At 36.0% G+C, this 20,780-nt stretch carries 22 protein-coding genes and 2 pseudogenes; 10 read left to right on the forward strand and 14 right to left on the reverse strand.

Features of this window, described 5'->3' with window-relative positions:
* The first annotated feature begins 208 nt into the window (after positions 1-208).
* From MHH73_RS18395 to MHH73_RS18405, 3 genes and pseudogenes are all read left to right on the forward strand, one after another.
* Entirely contained in the window at positions 209-1,276 is a 1,068-nt protein-coding gene (locus MHH73_RS18395) for an NAD(P)/FAD-dependent oxidoreductase (RefSeq protein WP_191817223.1), read from the forward strand.
* A 611-nt stretch (positions 1,277-1,887) separates the two neighbouring features.
* Positions 1,888-2,763 carry a hypothetical protein gene (locus MHH73_RS18400; RefSeq protein ID WP_191817224.1) on the forward strand — a complete coding sequence of 292 codons (876 nt, stop codon included), beginning with the start codon at positions 1,888-1,890 and terminating at the stop codon, positions 2,761-2,763.
* A 149-nt stretch (positions 2,764-2,912) separates the two neighbouring features.
* Positions 2,913-4,412 (forward strand): annotated as a pseudogene (locus MHH73_RS18405) (IS1182 family transposase).
* Between the two features lie 389 nt (positions 4,413-4,801).
* On the opposite strand, the gene MHH73_RS18410 reads toward MHH73_RS18405, so the two are convergent.
* The 4 genes from MHH73_RS18410 to MHH73_RS18425 all read right to left on the reverse strand — a co-directional run bounded on the left by MHH73_RS18410 (position 4,802) and on the right by MHH73_RS18425 (position 7,482).
* Positions 4,802-4,963, reverse strand: a complete 162-nt coding sequence (locus MHH73_RS18410; RefSeq protein ID WP_191817225.1) for a hypothetical protein — start codon at positions 4,961-4,963, stop codon at positions 4,802-4,804.
* A 63-nt stretch (positions 4,964-5,026) separates the two neighbouring features.
* A complete protein-coding gene (locus tag MHH73_RS18415) occupies positions 5,027-6,022 on the reverse strand; it encodes an anti sigma factor C-terminal domain-containing protein (protein ID WP_191817226.1) in 996 nt (331 codons plus the stop codon).
* On the reverse strand, positions 6,019-6,516 hold the full coding sequence (locus tag MHH73_RS18420) for an RNA polymerase sigma factor (protein WP_191817227.1): 498 nt from the start codon (positions 6,514-6,516) through the stop codon (positions 6,019-6,021). Before MHH73_RS18420 ends, MHH73_RS18415 begins: the two co-directional genes overlap by 4 nt.
* Before the next feature lie 357 nt (positions 6,517-6,873).
* Positions 6,874-7,482, reverse strand: a complete 609-nt coding sequence (locus MHH73_RS18425) for a hypothetical protein (RefSeq protein WP_191817228.1) — start codon at positions 7,480-7,482, stop codon at positions 6,874-6,876.
* 62 nt (positions 7,483-7,544) lie between these two features.
* Here MHH73_RS18425 and MHH73_RS18430 point away from each other — a divergent pair.
* Positions 7,545-7,879: pseudogene (locus MHH73_RS18430) on the forward strand (AbgT family transporter); the annotation flags it as partial.
* Positions 7,880-7,949: 70 nt separating this feature from the next.
* On the opposite strand, the gene MHH73_RS18435 reads toward MHH73_RS18430, so the two are convergent.
* Positions 7,950-8,273 carry a YuzD family protein gene (locus tag MHH73_RS18435; protein ID WP_404826125.1) on the reverse strand — a complete coding sequence of 108 codons (324 nt, stop codon included), beginning with the start codon at positions 8,271-8,273 and terminating at the stop codon, positions 7,950-7,952.
* 154 nt (positions 8,274-8,427) lie between these two features.
* Between MHH73_RS18435 and MHH73_RS18440 the strand changes: the two genes are divergently transcribed.
* Complete coding sequence (locus MHH73_RS18440; RefSeq protein ID WP_095372024.1) at positions 8,428-8,667, forward strand: NifU family protein; 240 nt, start codon at positions 8,428-8,430, stop codon at positions 8,665-8,667.
* Positions 8,668-8,690: 23 nt separating this feature from the next.
* Here the strand turns inward: MHH73_RS18440 and thrB are convergent, their stop codons facing one another.
* The 5 genes from thrB to yutH form a co-directional block, all read right to left on the reverse strand.
* Positions 8,691-9,623 (reverse strand): homoserine kinase, encoded by a 933-nt coding sequence (gene thrB, locus MHH73_RS18445; protein ID WP_191817042.1) that lies wholly within the window; start codon positions 9,621-9,623, stop codon positions 8,691-8,693.
* Positions 9,620-10,684: a threonine synthase gene (thrC, locus tag MHH73_RS18450; protein ID WP_191817043.1), complete on the reverse strand. Its 1,065-nt coding sequence runs from the start codon at positions 10,682-10,684 to the stop codon at positions 9,620-9,622. The genes thrB and thrC overlap by 4 nt, the downstream gene beginning before the upstream one ends.
* Positions 10,681-11,979 (reverse strand): homoserine dehydrogenase, encoded by a 1,299-nt coding sequence (locus MHH73_RS18455; protein WP_341068585.1) that lies wholly within the window; start codon positions 11,977-11,979, stop codon positions 10,681-10,683. Before MHH73_RS18455 ends, thrC begins: the two co-directional genes overlap by 4 nt.
* A gap of 415 nt (positions 11,980-12,394) precedes the next feature.
* Positions 12,395-13,357 (reverse strand): 2-hydroxyacid dehydrogenase, encoded by a 963-nt coding sequence (locus MHH73_RS18460; protein ID WP_341068587.1) that lies wholly within the window; start codon positions 13,355-13,357, stop codon positions 12,395-12,397.
* A 243-nt stretch (positions 13,358-13,600) separates the two neighbouring features.
* Positions 13,601-14,620 (reverse strand): spore coat putative kinase YutH, encoded by a 1,020-nt coding sequence (yutH, locus tag MHH73_RS18465; protein ID WP_191817046.1) that lies wholly within the window; start codon positions 14,618-14,620, stop codon positions 13,601-13,603.
* Positions 14,621-14,806: 186 nt separating this feature from the next.
* Between yutH and MHH73_RS18470 the strand changes: the two genes are divergently transcribed.
* A complete protein-coding gene (locus tag MHH73_RS18470; protein ID WP_095373610.1) occupies positions 14,807-15,307 on the forward strand; it encodes a phosphatidylglycerophosphatase A family protein in 501 nt (166 codons plus the stop codon).
* 141 nt (positions 15,308-15,448) lie between these two features.
* Here the strand turns inward: MHH73_RS18470 and MHH73_RS18475 are convergent, their stop codons facing one another.
* Positions 15,449-16,216: a TIGR01457 family HAD-type hydrolase gene (locus tag MHH73_RS18475; protein ID WP_341068590.1), complete on the reverse strand. Its 768-nt coding sequence runs from the start codon at positions 16,214-16,216 to the stop codon at positions 15,449-15,451.
* 12 nt (positions 16,217-16,228) lie between these two features.
* Complete coding sequence (locus MHH73_RS18480; RefSeq protein WP_341069834.1) at positions 16,229-16,666, reverse strand: DUF86 domain-containing protein; 438 nt, start codon at positions 16,664-16,666, stop codon at positions 16,229-16,231.
* Between the two features lie 160 nt (positions 16,667-16,826).
* Here MHH73_RS18480 and MHH73_RS18485 point away from each other — a divergent pair, with 160 nt between their 5' ends.
* Complete coding sequence (locus MHH73_RS18485; protein ID WP_191817048.1) at positions 16,827-17,093, forward strand: DUF3055 domain-containing protein; 267 nt, start codon at positions 16,827-16,829, stop codon at positions 17,091-17,093.
* A gap of 91 nt (positions 17,094-17,184) precedes the next feature.
* The gene (locus MHH73_RS18490; RefSeq protein ID WP_191817049.1) at positions 17,185-17,442 is read left to right on the forward strand and encodes a hypothetical protein; all 258 of its coding nucleotides are present in this window, start codon (positions 17,185-17,187) and stop codon (positions 17,440-17,442) included.
* A 42-nt stretch (positions 17,443-17,484) separates the two neighbouring features.
* On the opposite strand, the gene MHH73_RS18495 is transcribed toward MHH73_RS18490, so the two are convergent.
* Complete coding sequence (locus MHH73_RS18495) at positions 17,485-17,760, reverse strand: YutD family protein (protein ID WP_191817050.1); 276 nt, start codon at positions 17,758-17,760, stop codon at positions 17,485-17,487.
* Positions 17,761-17,920: 160 nt separating this feature from the next.
* On the opposite strand from MHH73_RS18495, the gene MHH73_RS18500 reads away from it, so the two are divergent.
* Entirely contained in the window at positions 17,921-18,505 is a 585-nt protein-coding gene (locus tag MHH73_RS18500) for a YhcN/YlaJ family sporulation lipoprotein (RefSeq protein ID WP_191817051.1), read from the forward strand.
* Between the two features lie 56 nt (positions 18,506-18,561).
* Here MHH73_RS18500 and lipA read toward each other — a convergent pair whose 3' ends face one another.
* Complete coding sequence (gene lipA, locus MHH73_RS18505; protein ID WP_191817052.1) at positions 18,562-19,482, reverse strand: lipoyl synthase; 921 nt, start codon at positions 19,480-19,482, stop codon at positions 18,562-18,564.
* A 233-nt stretch (positions 19,483-19,715) separates the two neighbouring features.
* Between lipA and MHH73_RS18510 the strand changes: the two genes are divergently transcribed.
* The gene (locus MHH73_RS18510) at positions 19,716-20,666 is read left to right on the forward strand and encodes a M23 family metallopeptidase (protein ID WP_341069837.1); all 951 of its coding nucleotides are present in this window, start codon (positions 19,716-19,718) and stop codon (positions 20,664-20,666) included.
* Positions 20,667-20,780 lie beyond the last annotated feature (114 nt).

A 20,780-nucleotide genomic window follows, 5' to 3' on the forward strand; every position in this document is an offset into this window, starting at 1 on the left:
CAGAATATTTTTACTCTAACTCACCTGCATAAGTTTCCTTTCGTTTTCTGTTGTGATTTAGAGATAATTTCGTTATACTTTTTATGGGATTATGCAATATGGATGGTTATATTTATTTTTTTAAGATAATTTGGACACTTATGTTTTTTCCATTGTATCAGATTATCTTCTTGTATGAGAACGGACAAAATAAAGGGGATATCAACAAATGAAAAATCTTGTTATTCTTGGGGGAGGATACGGAGGAATGCGAGTACTTGCTCGCCTTTTACCGAATCAACTGCCGGATGATGTTTCGATTACTCTCGTCGACCGGGTACCTTATCATTGTTTAAAAACAGAATACTATGCACTGGCCGCTGGAACGATTTCCGATCAACATGTACGTGTTGCTTTTCCAGAACACCCTCGCTTGAACATTCAATATGGAGATATTACAAAAATTGACACAAAAGAAAAGACAGTCCATTTAAAGGATCAACAACCAATTTCATATGACGATCTTATTGTTGGGCTTGGTTGTGAAGATAAATATCATAATGTTCCTGGGGCAGATGTATATACTCACAGTATTCAATCTATTGCTAAGTCACGCAAAACATATGAAACGCTCAATAATTTGCCAGCAGGCGCCATTGTTTCAATTGTTGGTGCTGGTCTAAGTGGTATTGAGTTAGCATCTGAACTGAATGAAAGTAGACCTGATTTAACGGTCAAATTGTTTGATCGGGGAAATCGCATCTTATCTGCCTTCCCAGAGAGATTAAGTAATTATGTACAAAACTGGTTTAACTCTCGAAGCGTACATGTCATTAACAACTCTAATATTACTAAAGTCGAGGAAGGCGCTCTATACAACCATGATGATCGGATTGAAAGTGATGTCGTTGTATGGACTGCAGGTATTCAACCGACACATGTTGTACGTGCGATGGATGTTGAAAAAGACAAACAGGGTAGAGTCGTATTAACAAAGTATCACAATATCCCTGATGACGAGCATGTGTATGTAGTAGGTGACTGCGCGAGCCTTCCCCATGCACCAAGTGCGCAACTAGCTGAAGGGCAAGCAGAGCAAATTGTACAAGTCCTTTTAAAACGTTGGAAAAATGAAGACCTACCTGAGACCCTTCCAGTTATAAAACTAAAAGGAATCATGGGTTCTCTAGGTAAAAAACATGGTTTTGGTTTAGTTGCTGAACGCCCAATTACAGGACGAGTTGCACGCCTTATTAAATCAGGCATTCTTTGGATGTATAAATATCATAACGGGTAATCATTCACTAGATTATCTGCAATTTTATCATTCATTGATTTAAAAGGGTTTTTCAATCCTTTTAACTTCAGAAAGTACAATTTCTTTCAGGAGATTGTACTTTTTTTGTTGGGTTTTTGTATTGCGATTCCAACTTCCTTCAAAACTTTCAACAACATCGGCATAATTTGTATAAGCACATACCCAAGTGCTCCATTTGATTATAACTTTTAACCGTTAAACTAAAATGCCTAATGATTTAGCACATTTATTAAATAATAAGAGTTAATCCACTGATTAATATCAATTATTCTATTAAAAGGATTTAAAATCAATCTCAATACATCGTGTAGTAGCTTCTTTAAAAATCCTCTAATTGCAGATGTATATTCCACTAGGCACATAAGATCTTGACCTAATCAGTAGCATTTTTCCTATCCTACGTTCTTACCTTGAGAAGAAATAATTCTATTATTTCCATATCTATTACTTAAAATCATTATTTGGAGTATATAGAAATATTTGTCTACTTTTTGGTAATTAACATAATTTTTGTAAATTTTTGTAGAAATTTTTAAAATTTTAAATTATTATATAGAAGTGAAAATAAAAAATAATTCAGGGGGAATAGTATGATTAAGAAGATTGTATCGTTAATAGGGGTTGCCGTATTATCATTGACGCTAGTTAGTGGAATTAATTCGGTTCACGCCCAAGCCGAAGAAACAGGATCTACATGCATAGATGAATCTTCATTAAATATTCAATCAGAACATGGTAACGAATATTATGAAGTTTCTTTTGAAACTGCAGATTGCTTGCAAGCTGAGGCTGTAAAAAATGCAGGAAAATCAGTAGAAAAGGCAAAAAAAGTATTAGACATGAGAAGTGATGGCTCTGAAACTGAGGATACTTTATTAGAGGTATTCCAATCTGAATCTACAGGTGTAAGAGGAGAAGTTAGAGCAGTGAATGCAGAAGAAGCTATTATTGCAAAGGAAGAAGTAGGGTATCCTGATAAAGTTACAAAAGTTAAAATTATAAAAGATAAGGATGCTTCTTTAGAAACTCATAAACATCCGGGAAATGAAAATCTTGAAAAATTCGAAAATGAATCTTTACTGCCTAATCCTACAATTAAACCTTTTGGTAAAGATACTAGTGGCTGGGATTTAGTTGGAACAGAATATTGGAAAATAAATTTCAGTTGGCAAACTGATACAGTTTGGCATTCACATGGTGGAAATTATAGTGTACTAATACCTAAACATAATAATTTTAAAAATGAAACAGTAATACGGTTATATGATCATGATCCAAATTTTAACAAAGATGAGTTTATAGGTACAAAAACTGTAACTACTTCTACCAAAGTAGCTACACGGGTTACATGGTCAGGATTAAACAATTATATAGATGGGGATAATAAACTAGTTGAAACATATACAATGCATTATAATTACTATGTATTGGGTGAAAATTTACAAAATGTAAGATATTATGATTAATAACTAATCCAGTTAAAAAAGAGACATTAAAACTGATACCACTGAAAAAGTCTTTTATTTACTAAACAGCGTATCTTTCTTCGAGAAATCAAAGAAAGATACGCTGTTTTCTTGTAAAATGGATGTACTACATAAAAGTGAGGGATTGGATGCTTGATCATCAGTTGTCAATGAATATAACTCAATACGGGGGATTGTATGATGGGGTTGTACCACAAGATCACCTTCTTCGTAAAATTAATAAACTTGTGGACTTCTCCTTTGTCTAGGACAAATTAAAGGATAAGTATTGTCATACGAATGGACGTAACTTTGTCCATCCTATTCGTATATTCAAATATCTTCTTCTAAAGACCATTTACACGTTATCCGACGTTGACCTTATTGAAAGAGCCCGAGTTGATATGTCGTTTAAGTTTTTCTTAGAAATGGCACCGGAAGACGATGTGATTGATCCAAGTTTATTGGCCTACTTTCGACGTAAGCGATTGGAGGACGAAGACTTATTAGACACATTGATTAACAAGACGGTAGAATCGCTCTTGAAAAAGGCGTCATTCGATCCAAGTCGGTCATTGTAGACGCTACTCACACAAGGTCTCGTTATAATCAGACCTCTCCTGTTGAGGTGTTGAGAAAGCGTTCGAAAAAAGTGCGGAAAATGATTTATACCATTGATGAATCGATGAAGGAAAAGTTTCCGACTAAACCAACGGAGGATACAATCGAAGCCGAGTTGGATTATACACAAAAGCTTTTGGAAGTCATTGAGAAAGAACCCATATTAACCGACTTTCCCAAAGTAAAAGAACCATTAAAACTACTCAAAGAGACAGTAGAAGATGATTTACTAGAACTTCAACAGTCAGAAGATCCAGACGCAAGAGTCGGTCATAAATCAGCGGATTCATCCTTTTTTGGATACAAAACGCACTTAGCTATGATCCAAGAGCGAATCATTACTGCCGCAACGATTATAACTGGAGAAAAGACGTTATCCACGTTAATTGAAAAAAGCAAAGAAGAAGGCATTGATATAAAAGAAGTCAGGTGATGCGGCTTATTCGGAGAAGAAAAACCTCACGTACGTGAAAGAACATGAGATTGAGTTAATCGCAAAGTGAATCCTTCTGTCTCCCATGGATATCGAAAAAGGGTGATGAATTTGAGTACATATAAAGATGCCAGTATGTACGTTTGTCCTGCGGGGCATATGGCGATAAGGAAAGCGCGACAAGGGAAGAAAAACCAATCTACAAACCAAACAGATACGTAGAAAAGTGTAAGTGTTGTCCTTTCCAAGCAGGGTGTTATAAGCCTGGAGCGAAAACCAAATCATATTCGGTCAGTATATAATCGGAAGAACATGCAAACCAAATCAAATTTCAAAATAGTGACCATTTTAAGGAGAGAGCGAAAGAACGATACAAAATCGAAGGGAAAATAGTGAATTGAAGCACAGACACGGTTATGAGGTCACCTCATCTTCGGGTCTAAAAAGGCATGCGCATACAAAGGAGATAGGCCCCTTCTCTGTAGAAAAACGGCCGTTTGGAATAAATCAACTCCAAACGGGCCGTTTTTTAATTGAATTTCTTTCAGAGTCGATAGTTCTTCATTGTCCTTTTAAAACTACGGCTCTTTTTTAAGTAGAAGGAACATTGTTAAAAAACTAGTTAAATTTAAACCACTGCTTTTTGAGAATTAGAAAAAGTTTCAGGGTTTCCTGAACCACACTTCAAAGATCTCCTATTTAAAAATTGGAAAGATATATATGCTAGGATTTCACTTTAAATATAATTACAGTTATTTTTATTAAAATTACCACCCTTATTGATAGAACTAGATTACGTTTTTTACCATTCAGTCCATAGATAAATATCTAAGAGGCACCCAGAAGTGCAATAGATTTACATAAAAATACATACTGACATAAAAGAAATTATTAACTCAAGTGCAAATAGACAATTATATTTTTCCTATATATAAAACACTTGAGTGATCTATATTAATTAAGGTACACTAATTTCTATTAATTCTACTTTTCCTTATCAAACATACCAGATGACAATAAAGCGTTTACCCTGTTTTCACTTATTTTTAATTGATTCCATAATGAATAATTAAATCCTAATGATATTAAAAAGCTAATTAAAAAAATTATAGTTAAAATTTTTTTTGCGAGTTTTTTCTTATCCATTTTTCTCTACCTCCCATAATCGTGTTATTAAGGTGATTGACTTTACAACAATTTTTAGCAATATTAATACAAATCTATTGTTGCTCCAATAGTTGAAGCTTGAATAATCTCTAAATCTTGAAATTTTTCCAATTCATTAGGTGTCCCAGAAACAATTACTCCAGATATTCGAAGATCATCAACCTCCGGAAAGGAATTTGGATTAATTCCCTCAGCCAGTTTTTTTACAGTAGTTTGGTATTTCCCTTCCTTACTCAACAGTTCGATGTTACTTATAAAAGTCTTAGCTGCCGAATTTAAATCATCCCCCCTTACTTGAAAACCGTCCGCAGATGGACCATCTACTATTCTAGAATTAGAATCAGATTTTACATTGCCTAGCTTATCTTCTTTAATTGTTTTCACCCATACCCAGTTGATATTTTCCAATCCCATCAGATTTTGAATTTCTTTAAGAGTATAGTTTTTATCAAATGATAATGCCACTTCTGCCAATGTATTATCATCTAATTGCGTGGCAATTTCCAACTCATTTGGATAATAATCATATTTTTGTTGAGGATAATAAAAACTTACTTCTCTTTCACCGTTAAAACTATTATATTGGACCTCTCTGTTAAGCCGCTCACTAAAATTTGTTCTCTCAGTAAACCGTTCATTATCAATTACAGTTTTTTTTCCGATAAAAGGAATTTCTACTTCTTTTTTATTCCAAACGATTTCACGATCACCGATTGTCTTATTAACTGTAATATGCTTTACAGCGCTTAGATTTAAAAATCCATAAACATGCATCTCGCTAACAGTATAAACATTTGCCCCATTGATTTGATTAAACAACGATTGGTCATCATTTACAAGTCGCTTTTGCAGAAGATATTGACCAGTAGAAAAAACTCCAAAAAATAAAATACAAGTACTTAACAAGCTAATAATTAAAATTTTAATTGTTTGTTTCGATTTGGCTTTTTTGATTGACTTTTGCAAGGATGGACTTGTAACAAAATCCAGGTCTTTGTTATTTTCTTCTGATTCATATTCCTTATCATTATTACTCATTTGTATACCTCCCTGTAAAGTTTCGCAAATTCCTTCCTGGCTCGAGCTAAGAATGTTTTTATCGTGTTAACCTTCAAATCAAGAATTTTAGCTATCTCATCGTATTTTAATTCCCATTTGTATTTAAGAAGTAATACTTCCCTGTATGTTGGTTTAAGTTTAGATAAAATACATTCAATTTCAGACCAATGTTCATAACTTATAAGAATCTCCTCAGGTAAATCTTTTGAAAGTGTTTTTACTTGATCTTCCCTTAAATCAAGCTTAACTCTACTATTTTTACGAAATTGATCATAATGAAAATTGATAGCGACACGGATTAACCAACTCCGAATTTTAGGAGTTCTTATTGAATCATAATACTGAAGAAATTTATAAGCCGTTTCTTGTACAATATCTTCTGCATCTTCATGAGATATCTTCAATTTTCTTAAATATCGGTAAACAAAATTCAGTTCCTCATTTAAACTTTTTAAATCATCTGAATTATCCATTTCTCCCCCCTGCAATTATAAGACGAATGAGAAAGAAAAAAGTATACAATTATCTTTAAATTTTTAACAGTGACTTCATTTTTAAATATGAAAGGCGGGTCATGAAAACAACACTTTGTTCAACTTTAACTATTTCAACTGAGTTAGCTGCGCAAATTGCGTTTGCTCATCAAGCTTTAGCAATTACAACTAAGTTAGCTACGCAAATGTAAATTGCGCGTACATTTTGAGCAATTTCACTAATAATTACTGCACACACGGAATTTCCGCGGACATCTATAACCATTTAAACAGACAGCTGTGCGGCAAAAACTACATAATTCCCTCTGATATCATCGTTATCTTGCTTATAAGTTTTTAATTCAATTTTTCTATACAGGTAACCAATGCTTTCGGTGGATAAGATTCAAGCATGCGACTATATCCGATAGCTACTTGATCACCAGTAACAATCCTCTCTAAAAGAAGTGGGGACTCTATATGTAATAATACAATTTGGTATTTTGCTTGTAATTCATCCATATCTAAATGGATGTCATTGGCATGGAAATTTCCATCTTCTATTAAAATTTTTTCTTCTATATGTATATGTCCTACCAGTTCACTCTTTTTTTCACAAGATGATGTATACAATTCCATACGTTTTACAGCGATTTGAGGAATTTTTGTTTGATACATCTCACTATATCTCACCTTCACTTTATCGCCGTTCTTTATACTGTCTGGAAGCTGAGATTCTTTATATGATAGATAGTGGATGATTTCATACTTTTCTCTTAAACGATTTACATCAAGATGAAGGTCTGCCTTTTTAAAATCTGCATCACCAATTAATAGATGCTTATCTACTAGGAGATAGCCTATATGTGATCTTTCATCATATTCAGAAGAAGCGGAAGGGAATTGCATATACACGAAATAATTCAATCCCATAAGCAACAAAAAAAGGATAATAAAATCTTTCATTCCTTCTCTCCTTTTCCACTTATTATTTAGCAGTTTAAGAATCATTCAGCTTCCAAGAAACGTTCATTAACAGCAGTGCTTCTGCAAAATGGGCAATGATGGCTCCGGTATTCGTTCCAATTATGATGCAATTAGGTTATTCACCTGAACTTACTCAGATGGCCTGGCCTATCGAATGGCAGATTCATCAACAAATATCATTTCTCCGTTGATGACGTATTTTGCCATTATTATTGCTTTTGCACAGAAATATGATAAAAAAATGGGAATTGGTACCCTTGTATCAACAATGATTCCTTATTCAATGTTCTTCTTAATCGGATGGACACTTATGTTAATTGTGTGGATGTTACTTGGTATAGAGCTTGGACCAGGTGCACCGATTATGTATGAATAAATTCTTCTTTAACCAAAAAATGCAACCTCTATCTCATTTAATCTGAGGGTCTGAGGTTGCATTTTTTCATTTACACCGCTGTGAATCCGTATTTTTCCATCTCTGCATAAATGACTTTCAATCTAGGGTTGCCTTCTCCAACAATTTGATCTTTGATTTTGACTACTGGATAAAACATATCTTCTTCAATTACACGAGAAGCGAATGCTTGTTTTTCCTCATCTAATGGTGGGTTAAATATATCGACATAAGATACTTTAAATTTTTGATTTTCAAACTTTCTTGCCAGTGCCGCTTCAAGCCATTCGTATGTCTCTTTAGATGACGGTAAATTCACACAGCTTGCACATAGGACATCTGCTCCATAGACGATAATCTCTAATTGGTCAGCCATCAAATGCTTCCCCCTTTTTCAATAAAAAAAATAATTTCACTCTTCATTCTATTTTACAATATAGTATAATAACAGACATAAGTAAATGTTTCCTTATCATAGATTTTTATGGTTATCTTGATTATAATATAGATATGAAAGGAGTCGATTTTAAATGGCAGAACAAGCAGAAATGACAGGTCAAGTCCAAGAAGTACTAGATAAATTAAGACCATTCCTTCTTCGTGATGGAGGAGATTGTGAATTAGTAGATGTAGAAGACGGGATTGTAAAATTACGTCTTTTAGGCGCATGTGGTAGTTGCCCAAGTTCTACAATTACCCTTAAAGCTGGTATTGAGCGCGCTCTTTTAGAAGAAGTTCCTGGTGTTGTGGAAGTAGAACAAGTTTTCTAATGCCTACGAATAAAAAAGCGATGTCACATGACATCGCTTTTTATTTTTGAATCATTTTCTTTATAAACGCGACTACCGATTAGATCCATTTGCAATGGAACTACTTGCATTCCATGTAAACCTGCACTCAAATGCGTTGCTAGTTTTTGTCCTTCCCCATCACGAGCTAAACAAAATACAGTCGGTCCTGCGCCACTTAGGGCAACACCAAGTGCTCCATTCGCCATCGCAACTTTTTCTACTCCTTCAAGCTCCGGTACAATTTCCTTACGATAAGGTTGATGATAAAGATCTTTCATCATCATTTGGCCTGCTTGTTCATAATTCCCACTAATAAGTGAAGCAATAAACACATTGCCAACTGCCCCTGCATGCACAGCCTGCTTATAAGAAAGTTCCGTTGGCAATACTTGGCGCGATTTCTTCGTTAATAATTCAGATGTTGGGATACAAGCGACAAAATCAACTTGAAGGTGATATAGTGATAAAGCATCTACACCATCATCTGTTTGACTACCGATGAGCAATCCTCCAAGTAGGGAAGCACCAACATTATCAGGGTGTCCTTCTATTTCGGTTGCCCATTCGAGTTTTTGTTGTTTTGTTAATTGTAAATCACATAATGTATCAGCAAGTTCGATTCCCGCCACAATCGCTGCCGCACTTGAACCTAACCCTCTAGCAATGGGGATATCACTGCTCACCGTTAACCGACACGGCGGGCATTCCTGATTGTATTTCTTTGCTGTTTGCATAGCCACTTGAATAATATAATTCCGCTCATCTGTTGGAAAAGTCATCAATCCTTCTGAAAGAGGAATGACTTCCCATTGATCATGGGTTGTTACCTCGAGTCGCAAATACAAATTGAGAGCCAAACCAATGGAATCAAAGCCTGGCCCTAAATTTGCTGTACTAGCAGGTACTTCAATGACGAGCATTTCACCTGCCATCATACGTGGACAACTCCCTTAATATGCGCTGCCACAGCTTGCTCATCATTTGGCAATTTCACAGGTTGAATAGGACTCGCATCAATCGCCGTATTCGGATCTTTCAATCCATTTCCAGTTAAAACTGCTACTACTTTTGTTTGATGCTTAATTTCTCCATTACGTAATTGCTTATATACACCTGCTAGAGAGGCACATGATGCCGGTTCAGCAAAAATCCCCTCTGATGAAGCTAATTTTCTATACATACAAAGAATTTCTTCGTCACTGACTTCATCAATTTTACCTTGCGATTCTTTCGCTGCATTCACCGCTAAATCCCAGCTTGCTGGATTACCGATGCGGATAGCGGTAGCAACTGTTTCAGGGTTTTCAAAAACCCGATTATGAACAATGGCTGCTGCTCCTTCTGCTTCAAATCCATGCATTTTTGGTAGGCCTGTTTGTTTTGCTTGATGATATTCTTTAAACCCTTTCCAGTAAGCGCTAATATTGCCCGCGTTTCCAACTGGTAAAGCGAGAATATCTGGCGCCATTCCACCTAGCTGATCACAAATTTCAAATGCAGCTGTTTTTTGCCCCTCAAGACGATAAGGGTTTACAGAGTTTACCAATGTAATAGCTTCTGTTTCACTAATTCTTCTAACCATTGACAATGCTTGATCAAAATTCCCTTCAATCGAAACCACTTCTGCCCCGTACATGACTGCCTGTGCTAATTTACCCATAGCGATTTTACCTTCAGGAATCACGACAATACATCTTAAACCAGATCTCGCTGCATACGCTGCTGCTGCTGCAGAAGTATTACCTGTCGATGCACAAATAATCGCTTCGCTTCCAGCTTCTTTCGCTTTAGCTACTGCCATCACCATACCGCGGTCTTTAAATGAGCCTGTTGGGTTCGCTCCTTCTGTTTTCACATATAAATCAATTCCCCATTCTCTTGAAAGGTTATCTAACCGAATTAAAGGCGTGTTGCCTTCATTTAATGTGAGCATCGGAGTATTTTCAGTTATTGGTAAAAATTCTTTATATGATTGTAATAAGCCTTCCCATCTCATCGTTTGGCTCCTCCTTCTACACGATACGAACTTTTAATTTCTTTTACTGCCTCTAAGTCTCTTAAATGATGCATAATATTTTCATAGTCTTCTAACGATGCTTGGTGTGTAACAACAACAATTTCTGCTAGCTCTTTCTCTTTAACCGGTACTTGAAGAATCTTCTCGAAACTCACACCTCTTTGCGAGAAAACATTTGTGATATTAGCGAAAACACCGACTTCATCACTTACATGTAAACGCAGGAAGTATTTCGCAAAAATTTCGTTATCGTCTTTTAATTTCTTCTCAAACTGTGGAACTGCCGCACTTCTTCCATTGACTCCTAATCGCATATTCTTCATAACCGCAACTAAGTCTGAAACAACAGCTGTTGCTGTAGGTAAGCTCCCCGCACCAGGTCCATAAAACATTGTTTCACCAACTGCCTCACCATACACATATACGGCGTTATATTCATCTTGTACACCCGCAAGTGGATGGGTTTCTGCCAACATCGTCGGTTGTACACTCACTTCCACTTTTTCGCCTTCTCGGTGAGCGATTCCAATTAATTTCATTGAATAGCCGAGTTGTTTCGCATATTGTAAATCTTCTTCTGTTATTTCTGTAATCCCGTTAACTTTCACATCATCTAAATCAATATTCATAGAAAAGCCTAATGTCGATAAGATGGCCATCTTTCTAGCTGCATCCAATCCTTCTACATCAGCAGTAGGATCACTTTCTGCATAACCAAGTGCTTGTGCTTCTTTTAGAACCTCTTCGTAAGCACTGCCCTCTTTACTCATTTTTGTCAAAATAAAGTTTGTCGTGCCGTTAACAATGCCCATCATTTTCGTAATACGGTCTGATGCTAAACCATCTACTAGCCCTCTTAAAATAGGAATACCACCAGCTACACTTGCTTCATAAAATAAGTCACATTGATTCTCCGAAGCGGATTGTAATAATTCCGGCCCATAAACCGCCATTAAATCCTTATTAGCTGTCACAATATGCTTATGATGATTGATTGCTTCTTGGAGATATTCCTTCGTTTTCTCTAGTCCGCCCATCACTTCGATGACTACATCTATATTAGCGTTCTTTAAGATATCATCAGGGTTCGCTGTAAGTAAATCTGGGTTTATTTCTACCTCTCGCTGTTTATCTAACTCTCTCACCAGAATTTTACTCACCTTTACCGGGCATCCAATTTGATGCATAAGCTTATCCTGGTTTCTTTCAATGATTTTTACCACACCTGAACCTACTGTGCCCAAACCTAATAAACCGATCGAGATTGCTTCCATTTCCGTTCCCCCTCAGATTGTTCTTATAGAAAGTACATTTGTATTTGTATAGTAGACATTATAGACCTGTTTCTTGTATTTGACAATAGGAGAAAGTAGTTTTTATCTATTTTTCTATGAACGCTTGAAGACAAAAAAGACATTTCCATAAAATCTGAAAATGTCTTCACCCTGCTTATTCTTTATTTTTTTCACAAAAATAACTATACACTCAACAAGTGCCATGATAATAAGTGATATACCAAATAAGGTTTGCTCTTCATAATGTATCGTTTTTTTCTCATTTTTTTAAAAATAATGATGAAAAGAAATGTGCTTGTGGATATTTATTAAGGAAATCATTCGGATAAAACATAAACTAGAATACTTATGTCCCAACCTCTTTAACTTTTTTCGATTCATCCAATATGGTTGATTATTTTACTGGTGTAAGTGGGGCCTCACCTGAAAATACTCGGTCAATGTTCTGTACGCATAATTCCATCATTTTATATCTTGTTTCAGTTGTTGCACTTCCAATATGAGGCAATGCGACTACTTGTTTTAATTGTAATAGAGGATGATCTCCTGAGATTGGTTCTTCTGCGAACACATCTAATCCAGCTCCCGCAATTTCACCCTCTACTAAGGCTATGTAGAGATCATCTTCATTGACTACTGGTCCACGTGAGGCATTAACAAAAATAGCTGAAGATTTCATTTGCTGAAAGACTTCTTTTGTGAAAAGATTTCTTGTTTCATTTGTTAAAGGCGTTAAACAGACGATAAAGTCAGATTGACTGACAAGTTCTTCAAATGAAACATACTGAGCATGAAGTTCTTCTTCCGCTCTCATTTTCCTAGAACGATTATAATATAGGATATGCATATCAAATCCTTTTGCCCGTTTAGCAACCACTTCACCAATACTCCCCATTCCAACAATTCCAATGGTTTTCCTATGGACGTCATGTCCAGCTAATAGCAGGGGGCTCCAGCTTTTCCACTGACTATTTTTCACATATTCTGCTGCCTCAATCATTCTTCTAGCCGTTGCTAATAATAGTGAAAAAGTCAGATCTGCTGTTGATTCTGTTAGGACATCAGGTGTATTGGTGATTGTGACATTCGCACGCTCTGCCGCGTGAATATCGATATTGTCATAACCAACTGCCATATTGGCGACAATCTTTAACTCGGGGGCATATTGAAATAATTCCTCATCGACTTTTTCTGATAACATTGTTATTAAGCCTTCTGCATCTTTCACCTTATCGAGTAAAACATGACGAGGAATCACTACATCCTCCTTGTCCCACATCTCAACATCGTATTTCGCTTGTAATGGCTCAATGATCTCATTTGGAAGTTTCCTTGTAATAAACAATTTCTTACCCATTCTTTCACCACTTCCCATTTTCTTTTCATTATAGGCAATTTTTTCATTTGGTGGAAGTGATTTTCTTGGTGAGAAAGCACGATCCAGCTTGAACTTGGCTCGTGCTTATAAATGGTTGATCTTTAGCTTTAGGTGAAAACTCATCATAATTGCTACATTATTGGAATGAAGGTGTGCTGATTTCAGATTTCCCCACCCTTTCCAAACTTTTTGACTGATGAAGTGTACAAATATAAAATTTATTTATTTCGATTCCAGCCATTCAGGCATTGGAATATACCATTGTTTAGCTACTTCCTGATGGTTGACGATTTCAAAAAACCGCGAGATGAATTGTTCGTATTCTGGCGATTGATGTAAATACTTTTCTAATTTTTCCTTCAAAATATTCCGTTCTTGTTCTGTTTGTGCACCATAATAGCTTTCAATGCATTCAAAGTAATGAAGGGGGAACATCATTCTCGCATAATATAAACGCCATGAAAAACTTGATAACGGACTGATCGATTCATATTCTTCAACAAACTTTCTTACGTCTGGTTGATAGGTTTTTATATTCTTGAAGTACTTCTCTCTCGTCCATTCGGCTAAATCTCTTGTGGCATGGTCAAATACCCAATCAAAAGGGTTTTTCACATAATATTGTTCTCCCCATGTACGATTAGAAAATCTTTCATGGCAGACAGTGCCAGTATCAGTCATCATCGGTTCATCATCAAATTCCGTATCCACAATATATTGGATCGCATTTTCAGCCATTCCCATGTAATAAGGAAATGATTCTAAAAATAGGCGGTCAAATTCACTTTCTCCATCAAATTGAAATACCATATCATTCCATACCTTTTCCATTTGATCGAGTCTTGTTTCCCACAGTGTTTTCCATTGACCGATTCGACTTGTTTGTTCCACTGCAAAATTAACCGTTCTCCCTCGAAAGTGGAATTTTGCCAACTTCCTGCCGAAATGCCCTTCTTTTCTTGGCTGTAAACGTTGATTACTTAAAACTGCATATCTCGCTTCCTCCCACTCAGTATAAGGCTTTCCTTCTGTTGTTTTTTTAAATCCAGCAATATTCTTATCCCCACTCATTCTTAAATGCTCTGCAATTTGATCCAGTTCAGTTAGCGCCTCTTCTTTTAAATGATTAGCAGGGACTAATATATACACTTCATTTTGTGATTTACAAGCATTATAATGATCAAATCGAAACTCTTCTTCCGCCTGAATATTATATTTTTCCTTTAGTAAACGTCTTAACATTCGTCATAACCCCCTTTTAATCAAGCTAAAAAGATGCATTTTATTCAAATATATGAAAAAATAGCTAAAACTTGTTGATTTATTTTTAGGGGATATGATGGTTTGAAAGTTCGCAAGCTATCATTACTATCATATAGTAGTAAAGAGCAGCATAAAGCGAATAAAATTATAGAAAAAGGTGAACTCATGAGTGAAGAAAAAGCAATTACTTTAACAGAGAAAACAGCAAGAAAATGGCTCAAAGAAAGAGGAGTAGAGATTGTTGATATTGCTGAGTTAGTGTATTTTCTTCAAGAGAAATATCATCAAAACTTGAAAATAGAAACGTGTATCGACAATGTAGAAAGAGTATTATCCAAACGTGAAGTACAAAATGCCATTCTCACCGGTATTCAATTAGATATGCTTGCAGAAGAAAAGAAATTAATGGAGCCACTGCAATCAATTATTGAAACAGACGAAGGATTATATGGGGTTGACGAAGTATTAGCGTTATCAATTGTAAATGTGTATGGTTCTATCGGCATGACGAATTTTGGTTATGTAGATAAATTAAAACCCGGTATTTTAGGGCCATTAAATGATAAAAACTCTGAAAGATGCCATACTTTTCTAGACGATATTGTTGGCGCCATTGCTGCAGCAGCCTCAAGCCGCCTTGCCCACCGTGCGCATCATGTAGAATAGCTAGAAAAAATAGTGGGACGTCACTTTATAGTGAGCCTGCTATTTTAATTTGCTCTCCTTTTTATTACCGATACCATTTTAAGCTTTACCAACAATATAAAAAAACAGCAAGTACATTTTTCGTACTGCTGCTCTTCATTCTTATAAGTATTTCCACTGATTTAGTGTATCCACAACAAAGGTTGGTTGCTGCTCATAGCCTTTTAGTAGTTCTTTTGTTGTTACGCCTGTATGAACCAATAATGTGTCTATACCAGCATTCATTCCTGCCTTGATATCTGTATCATAGTTATCTCCAACCATCAATGTATGAGCTTTATCTGTGCCTAAAACTTTTAACGCTTGCTCCATAATGATCGCTTCTGGCTTGCCAATAAATGTTGGGATAGTTTGCGTCGATACACTAATGACTGAGGTTAATGAGCCATTGCCAGGTAAAAGTCCTCTTTCAGTTGGGATGGCAATATCTCCGTTTGTAGAGATAAAGGTAGCTCCATTTCTTACAGCCAAACAAGCCGTTGCAAGTTTCTCGTAATTGATATCACGATCAATCCCTGAAACAACATAATCGGCGTGCTCACCTGCAAATTGAAATCCCTTTTCTTCTAATGCCTGGCGAATCCCTTCTTCTCCGATCACAAATATAGACGCTTCCGGACTTCTTTGATAAATATAATTCGCCGTTGCCATACTCGTTGTAAATACTTTATCTTCTGTCGCCTCAATGCCAAAATTCTGTAATTTTTCAGCAACTTGTTTCGGCGTTCTAGATGAATTATTTGTGACAAAAAGATAGGGAATGTCTCTTTCTTTTAACCCTTGTATAAAGGAAACGGCTTCATGAATTAACTGTTTTCCTTTGTACATCGTCCCATCTAAATCAATTAAATAACCTTTATATTTAGTCATTTAGGTTCCCCCTTAATTTCTAAAAGCTGATACAGGACCAAGTTCCTTTATTAAATAGTCTCTAACAGCTGAAGGGAATTTTTCTAATTGAGCTAATTCTAATTGGAAGCTCTTGCTTAATTCATCATGTTGAATGCCTGTATAGCTTTGCACTAAAGGCTTTCGGTATGCAATAATCTTTTTATAGCTGATAGCCATTTCATGGTCAATGACTTTTTCATCTTCCAGAATATCAATAATATCCTCATAACTACCTGGGTCCCTCATAATAAAGCCATCAATCATTGCATTTCCTACATCTAAGATCGCTTCAATGATCATATGGCTCAATCTTTCAAGCGCCAGTTTTTCTATATCCGAATGAAGTGCTGTATGTTTCCCTAATAGTGATAGTTGTTTATCCAAATAAACAAGGATTTCTTCAATCTTTTCTCGATCAACAAAATACATGTCCCTCACCTTTCTCATCCCATACTTCCTATCTATTGTATCTCATTCATCACAATGAAGAAAGTTCTCCCTTATATGAGTATAAAATCAATTTCCTGTCCGATGAGATTTTGTTATGATAAATGTAGCATGGATAGTTAGAAAGGGGTCTATACGTTAAATGACCGAGAGATTCTTTTTATATGATGACTTAGAAGATACAAAAACACGCTTTGTTAGTTTTATGGGTGAAAATCAACGCTTTGATTTAGCGCTTGTACGTTCAGATCGGTATTATGGAAAACAACTCGTTCTTGATATTCAAGGAAGCCGCTTTGCAATTATTGGTACCGATGACCTTGAAGAAGAGGGTTATTTAGAACATGCTTTTCAACTAGAGTACGAAGATGCAGAAGAGTTAAGAGCCTTTTTATATGAGGTTATTTAACTGATTGGATAAATTGATTGCTCCTGCAAATAATATCAAATGAGAGCGTAGTTAGGCTTTCATTTTTCTCATATGATTAGGAGTGATATCAATGGATCAAAACAAGAAATACTCGGATTTTGACAATGTTGAATCACAAAAGGAAAACCTCGCAGTGGAAGATCTACCTGAGGGCCCATATGGTTCACCAAGAGGGAAGCATACACCTGTTGAGAACAAGAGTTCAGAGTGGGAAGAAGGTCAACACCAATCTAGTGCATTTGTTTATGAAAACAGGGAACTTCATGCTGATATTCCTAGAGAAATGCCTGGAGCACACGATCCTCATTCAGAAGCTGAAAATGAGTAGCTTATAGCAGAAAAAAGCTGGACGATTTCCGTTCAGCTTTTTCTATTGCTTCACCCTTTTTACAACGAAATAAGGACAACCAAAATTACAGTATTCGTATAAATACTCTGTCAAAGTACTTATTTTCGTATCATACGTCGCTTTTTGATTCTGATCATCAAAAAATCCTCTTAGTCTGAGTTGGCCGTAACCCCAGTCACCTACAATATAATCATAACGATTTAATATTTCACTATATCGGCCACGAAAAGCTTCTTCATTAAATCCGTCTCTCATATCTTCAATTACTTCATAACAAGCGTTTTGTATACAAACCAATTGATCTCACCTCTTTTTCATTGGCTCACTATATTTAAATTATAAAGAAAGTTAACGTCTATGTACAATCGTCCTATTTTAAATTATAACTGATTCACCATCAATTACTAAGGAAAAAAACGAAAGAATCGGAAAAGATATTGTTAAGGGGGTGTTTCTGATGAAAAAAATGATCATGTTCATCGGGATATCCAGTATGATTGCACTCACTGGATGTCAAGCAGCTGATCACTCCGCTAAAGGCGATATTTATCCCGAAAGTGGCAATACAGTTAATGTGAATGATCAGCGAACAGATATTTACAATACAAGTCAGCAAAGTAGTGAAGATTTTGGATACGTTCGCCATCAAAAAAGTCCAATTTATGGAGAAAAGGTATCCAATGAACATTATGCTGCCATCAATCGTGAAAAGGTGGCAGATATTATCGGAAAATATTGCACTGAACTGCCAAATGTGGATGATGTATCGACATTAGTGACAGACAATGAAGTGTTAATTGTTTACAATACGGATTCAGAAAATCGTGAATCAACTGCTACACAAGTACAAAAAATGGCTGAATCAGTTGTTCCAGGGTGGTTTGATATTTATACGACTGACAATACCCATCTACGTAAAGAAATAGAAAGTTATTCTACAATGGATGCTGATAGTGAGCATACCCATTATGGGATTGAACAATTAACGAGCCAAATGAAAAAGGCCGATATTAACCATTCTGAAAAGATGTCAAATAAGTAACGCTGTTAAATATCAAAAGAGGATTAGCTCCTATAAGCTAATCCTCTTTCTTACGTTTATGCTTCTTTCGCGTCTATATCACCCATTTGTTGCCTTTGCTTAGCTGCAGCATTGACTTGTTCATCTGCATGATAGGAAGAACGAACCATTGGACCTGCTTCACAATGACTAAATCCTTTGGACATTGCAATCTCCTTTAATTCATTAAACTCATCTGGGTGATAATATTTCACAACTTTTATATGTTTTTTCGATGGTTGTAGATATTGACCAATCGTCATAATATCTACATCATGTGCGCGCAAATCATCCATCGTTTGAATGATTTCTTCTTTTGTTTCCCCTAACCCTACCATTAAACTCGATTTGGTCGGAATATCTGGTTGCATCTCTTTAGAACGTTGTAAAAATTCAAGTGATCGTTTATATGTAGCACGCGCTCTTACTCTTGGCGTCAGTCTTTCTACTGTTTCAATATTATGGTTTAAGATATCTGGTTTCGCATCCATGACTGTTTTAAGATTATCATATACCCCGCCCATATCAGAAGGCAAAACCTCTACAGTTGTAAATGGACTTTTTCTTCTAATTGCACGAATCGTTTCCGCTAAAATAGCTGAACCACCATCTTTTAAATCATCTCGTGCAACCACTGTAATAACTGCATGTTTTAAATTCATTAAAGCAACTGAATCAGCTACGCGTTCTGGTTCTTCCCAATCAAGCTCAGTTGGAAGTCCCGTTTTGACCGCACAAAAACGACAGGCTCTTGTACAAACAGAACCTAAAATCATAAATGTTGCTGTTCTTCTTACCGCCCAACATTCATGAATATTAGGGCATTTTGCCTCTTCGCATACAGTATGAAGATTCTTTTCTCGCATCATTTTCTTTAATCCGGTGTAGTTTTTATTTGTGTTTAACTTTATTTTCAACCAATCCGGCTTACGTAAATGATCATTTTTCATAGTCGTCATTCTTCTTCACTCCATCCCAGAATTTCAAAAAGACGCTTTTTTTTATCATCATTATTATCTAGAGGTTCTTACAGAAGCAACTTTAACACATGGAAGTAGATAGAACAACCTCGTTCATCAAAACCTTCCAATATTTTATATTTATCGTTTTTTTATTTTATCACAAACTATAACAGTAATTAGAAGAGAAGGGAGGTTTATTGGTGCGATTTTTCACATTACTTTTCACCTTAATAACGGTCTTATCTTTTATCCAACCAGATACGACAGCAGCCTCCGAAGTAGATGATGTTTACACAAAAAGAATGGCACTTTATGAAAGAATTGAAGCAGTTACAACCATTCCTTGGTATTATCTTGCTGCCATTGATCAATATGAAAGAAATGTAAGACAATCTAGGAGAGAATTACCTAAAGCTGAAGGGATTACTGGCATTTACTTTAAACCGGAGGAATGGGTTGGATTCACAAACCCAAATATAAATGATGAAGACCCAAAGACGATTAAGTTTTTTAACGGTATTGGCTTTGATGGTGATGGTGACGGAAAAGCAAGTTTGCATAGTGATGACGATGTATTGTACGCATTTGCCAACTTTCTACTTCGTTATGGAACGGACTATGAGAACATTAAAATTGGTATTTGGAACTATTATAAGCGTGATAAATCAGTAAGAATAATTATGGGAAAAGCAAAGCTTTATCAAAACTATGGGAGACTTGATTTAGACGAACATGTTTTTCCTGTCCCAATTGGTACTCATTATAGCTATCGTAGTACATGGGGCAGCGCGAGAGGTTGGGGTGGTAGAAGAATTCATGAAGGAACGGATATTTTTGCTGATTACGGCTTACCCGTTAGAGCCACCAGTTATGGTATTGTCGAAATGAAAGGCTGGAATAAATATGGTGGTTGGCGAGTCGGTATTCGCGATATCAACAATAACTATCACTATTACGCTCACCTAAGTGGATTTTCTGATGATTTAACAGTGGGGCAAGTTGTTGAACCTGGTAAAGTCATTGGTGGTGTCGGAAGTTCTGGCTATGGCCCAAAAGGTACTTCGGGAAAATTCCCTCCACACCTCCATTATGGGATGTATAAGGATAATGGCTATACTGAATGGTCATACGATCCGTATCCTCATTTGAAACTATGGGAAAGACAAGAAAAAGCAAAATAAACGAGGAATAGATGGCGCCTTCTCGTTAGAAGCGGCATCTCATTCCTCGCTTTTAAATGTTCCGTCTCTTGATTCATCTTCTCTTTTTTGATATACGGGCTTCCACTGGTTCTT

Origin of the sequence: Cytobacillus sp. FSL K6-0265 (assembly GCF_038003465.1) — a bacterium.
Lineage (GTDB): Bacteria > Bacillota > Bacilli > Bacillales > Cytobacillaceae > Cytobacillus > Cytobacillus stercorigallinarum.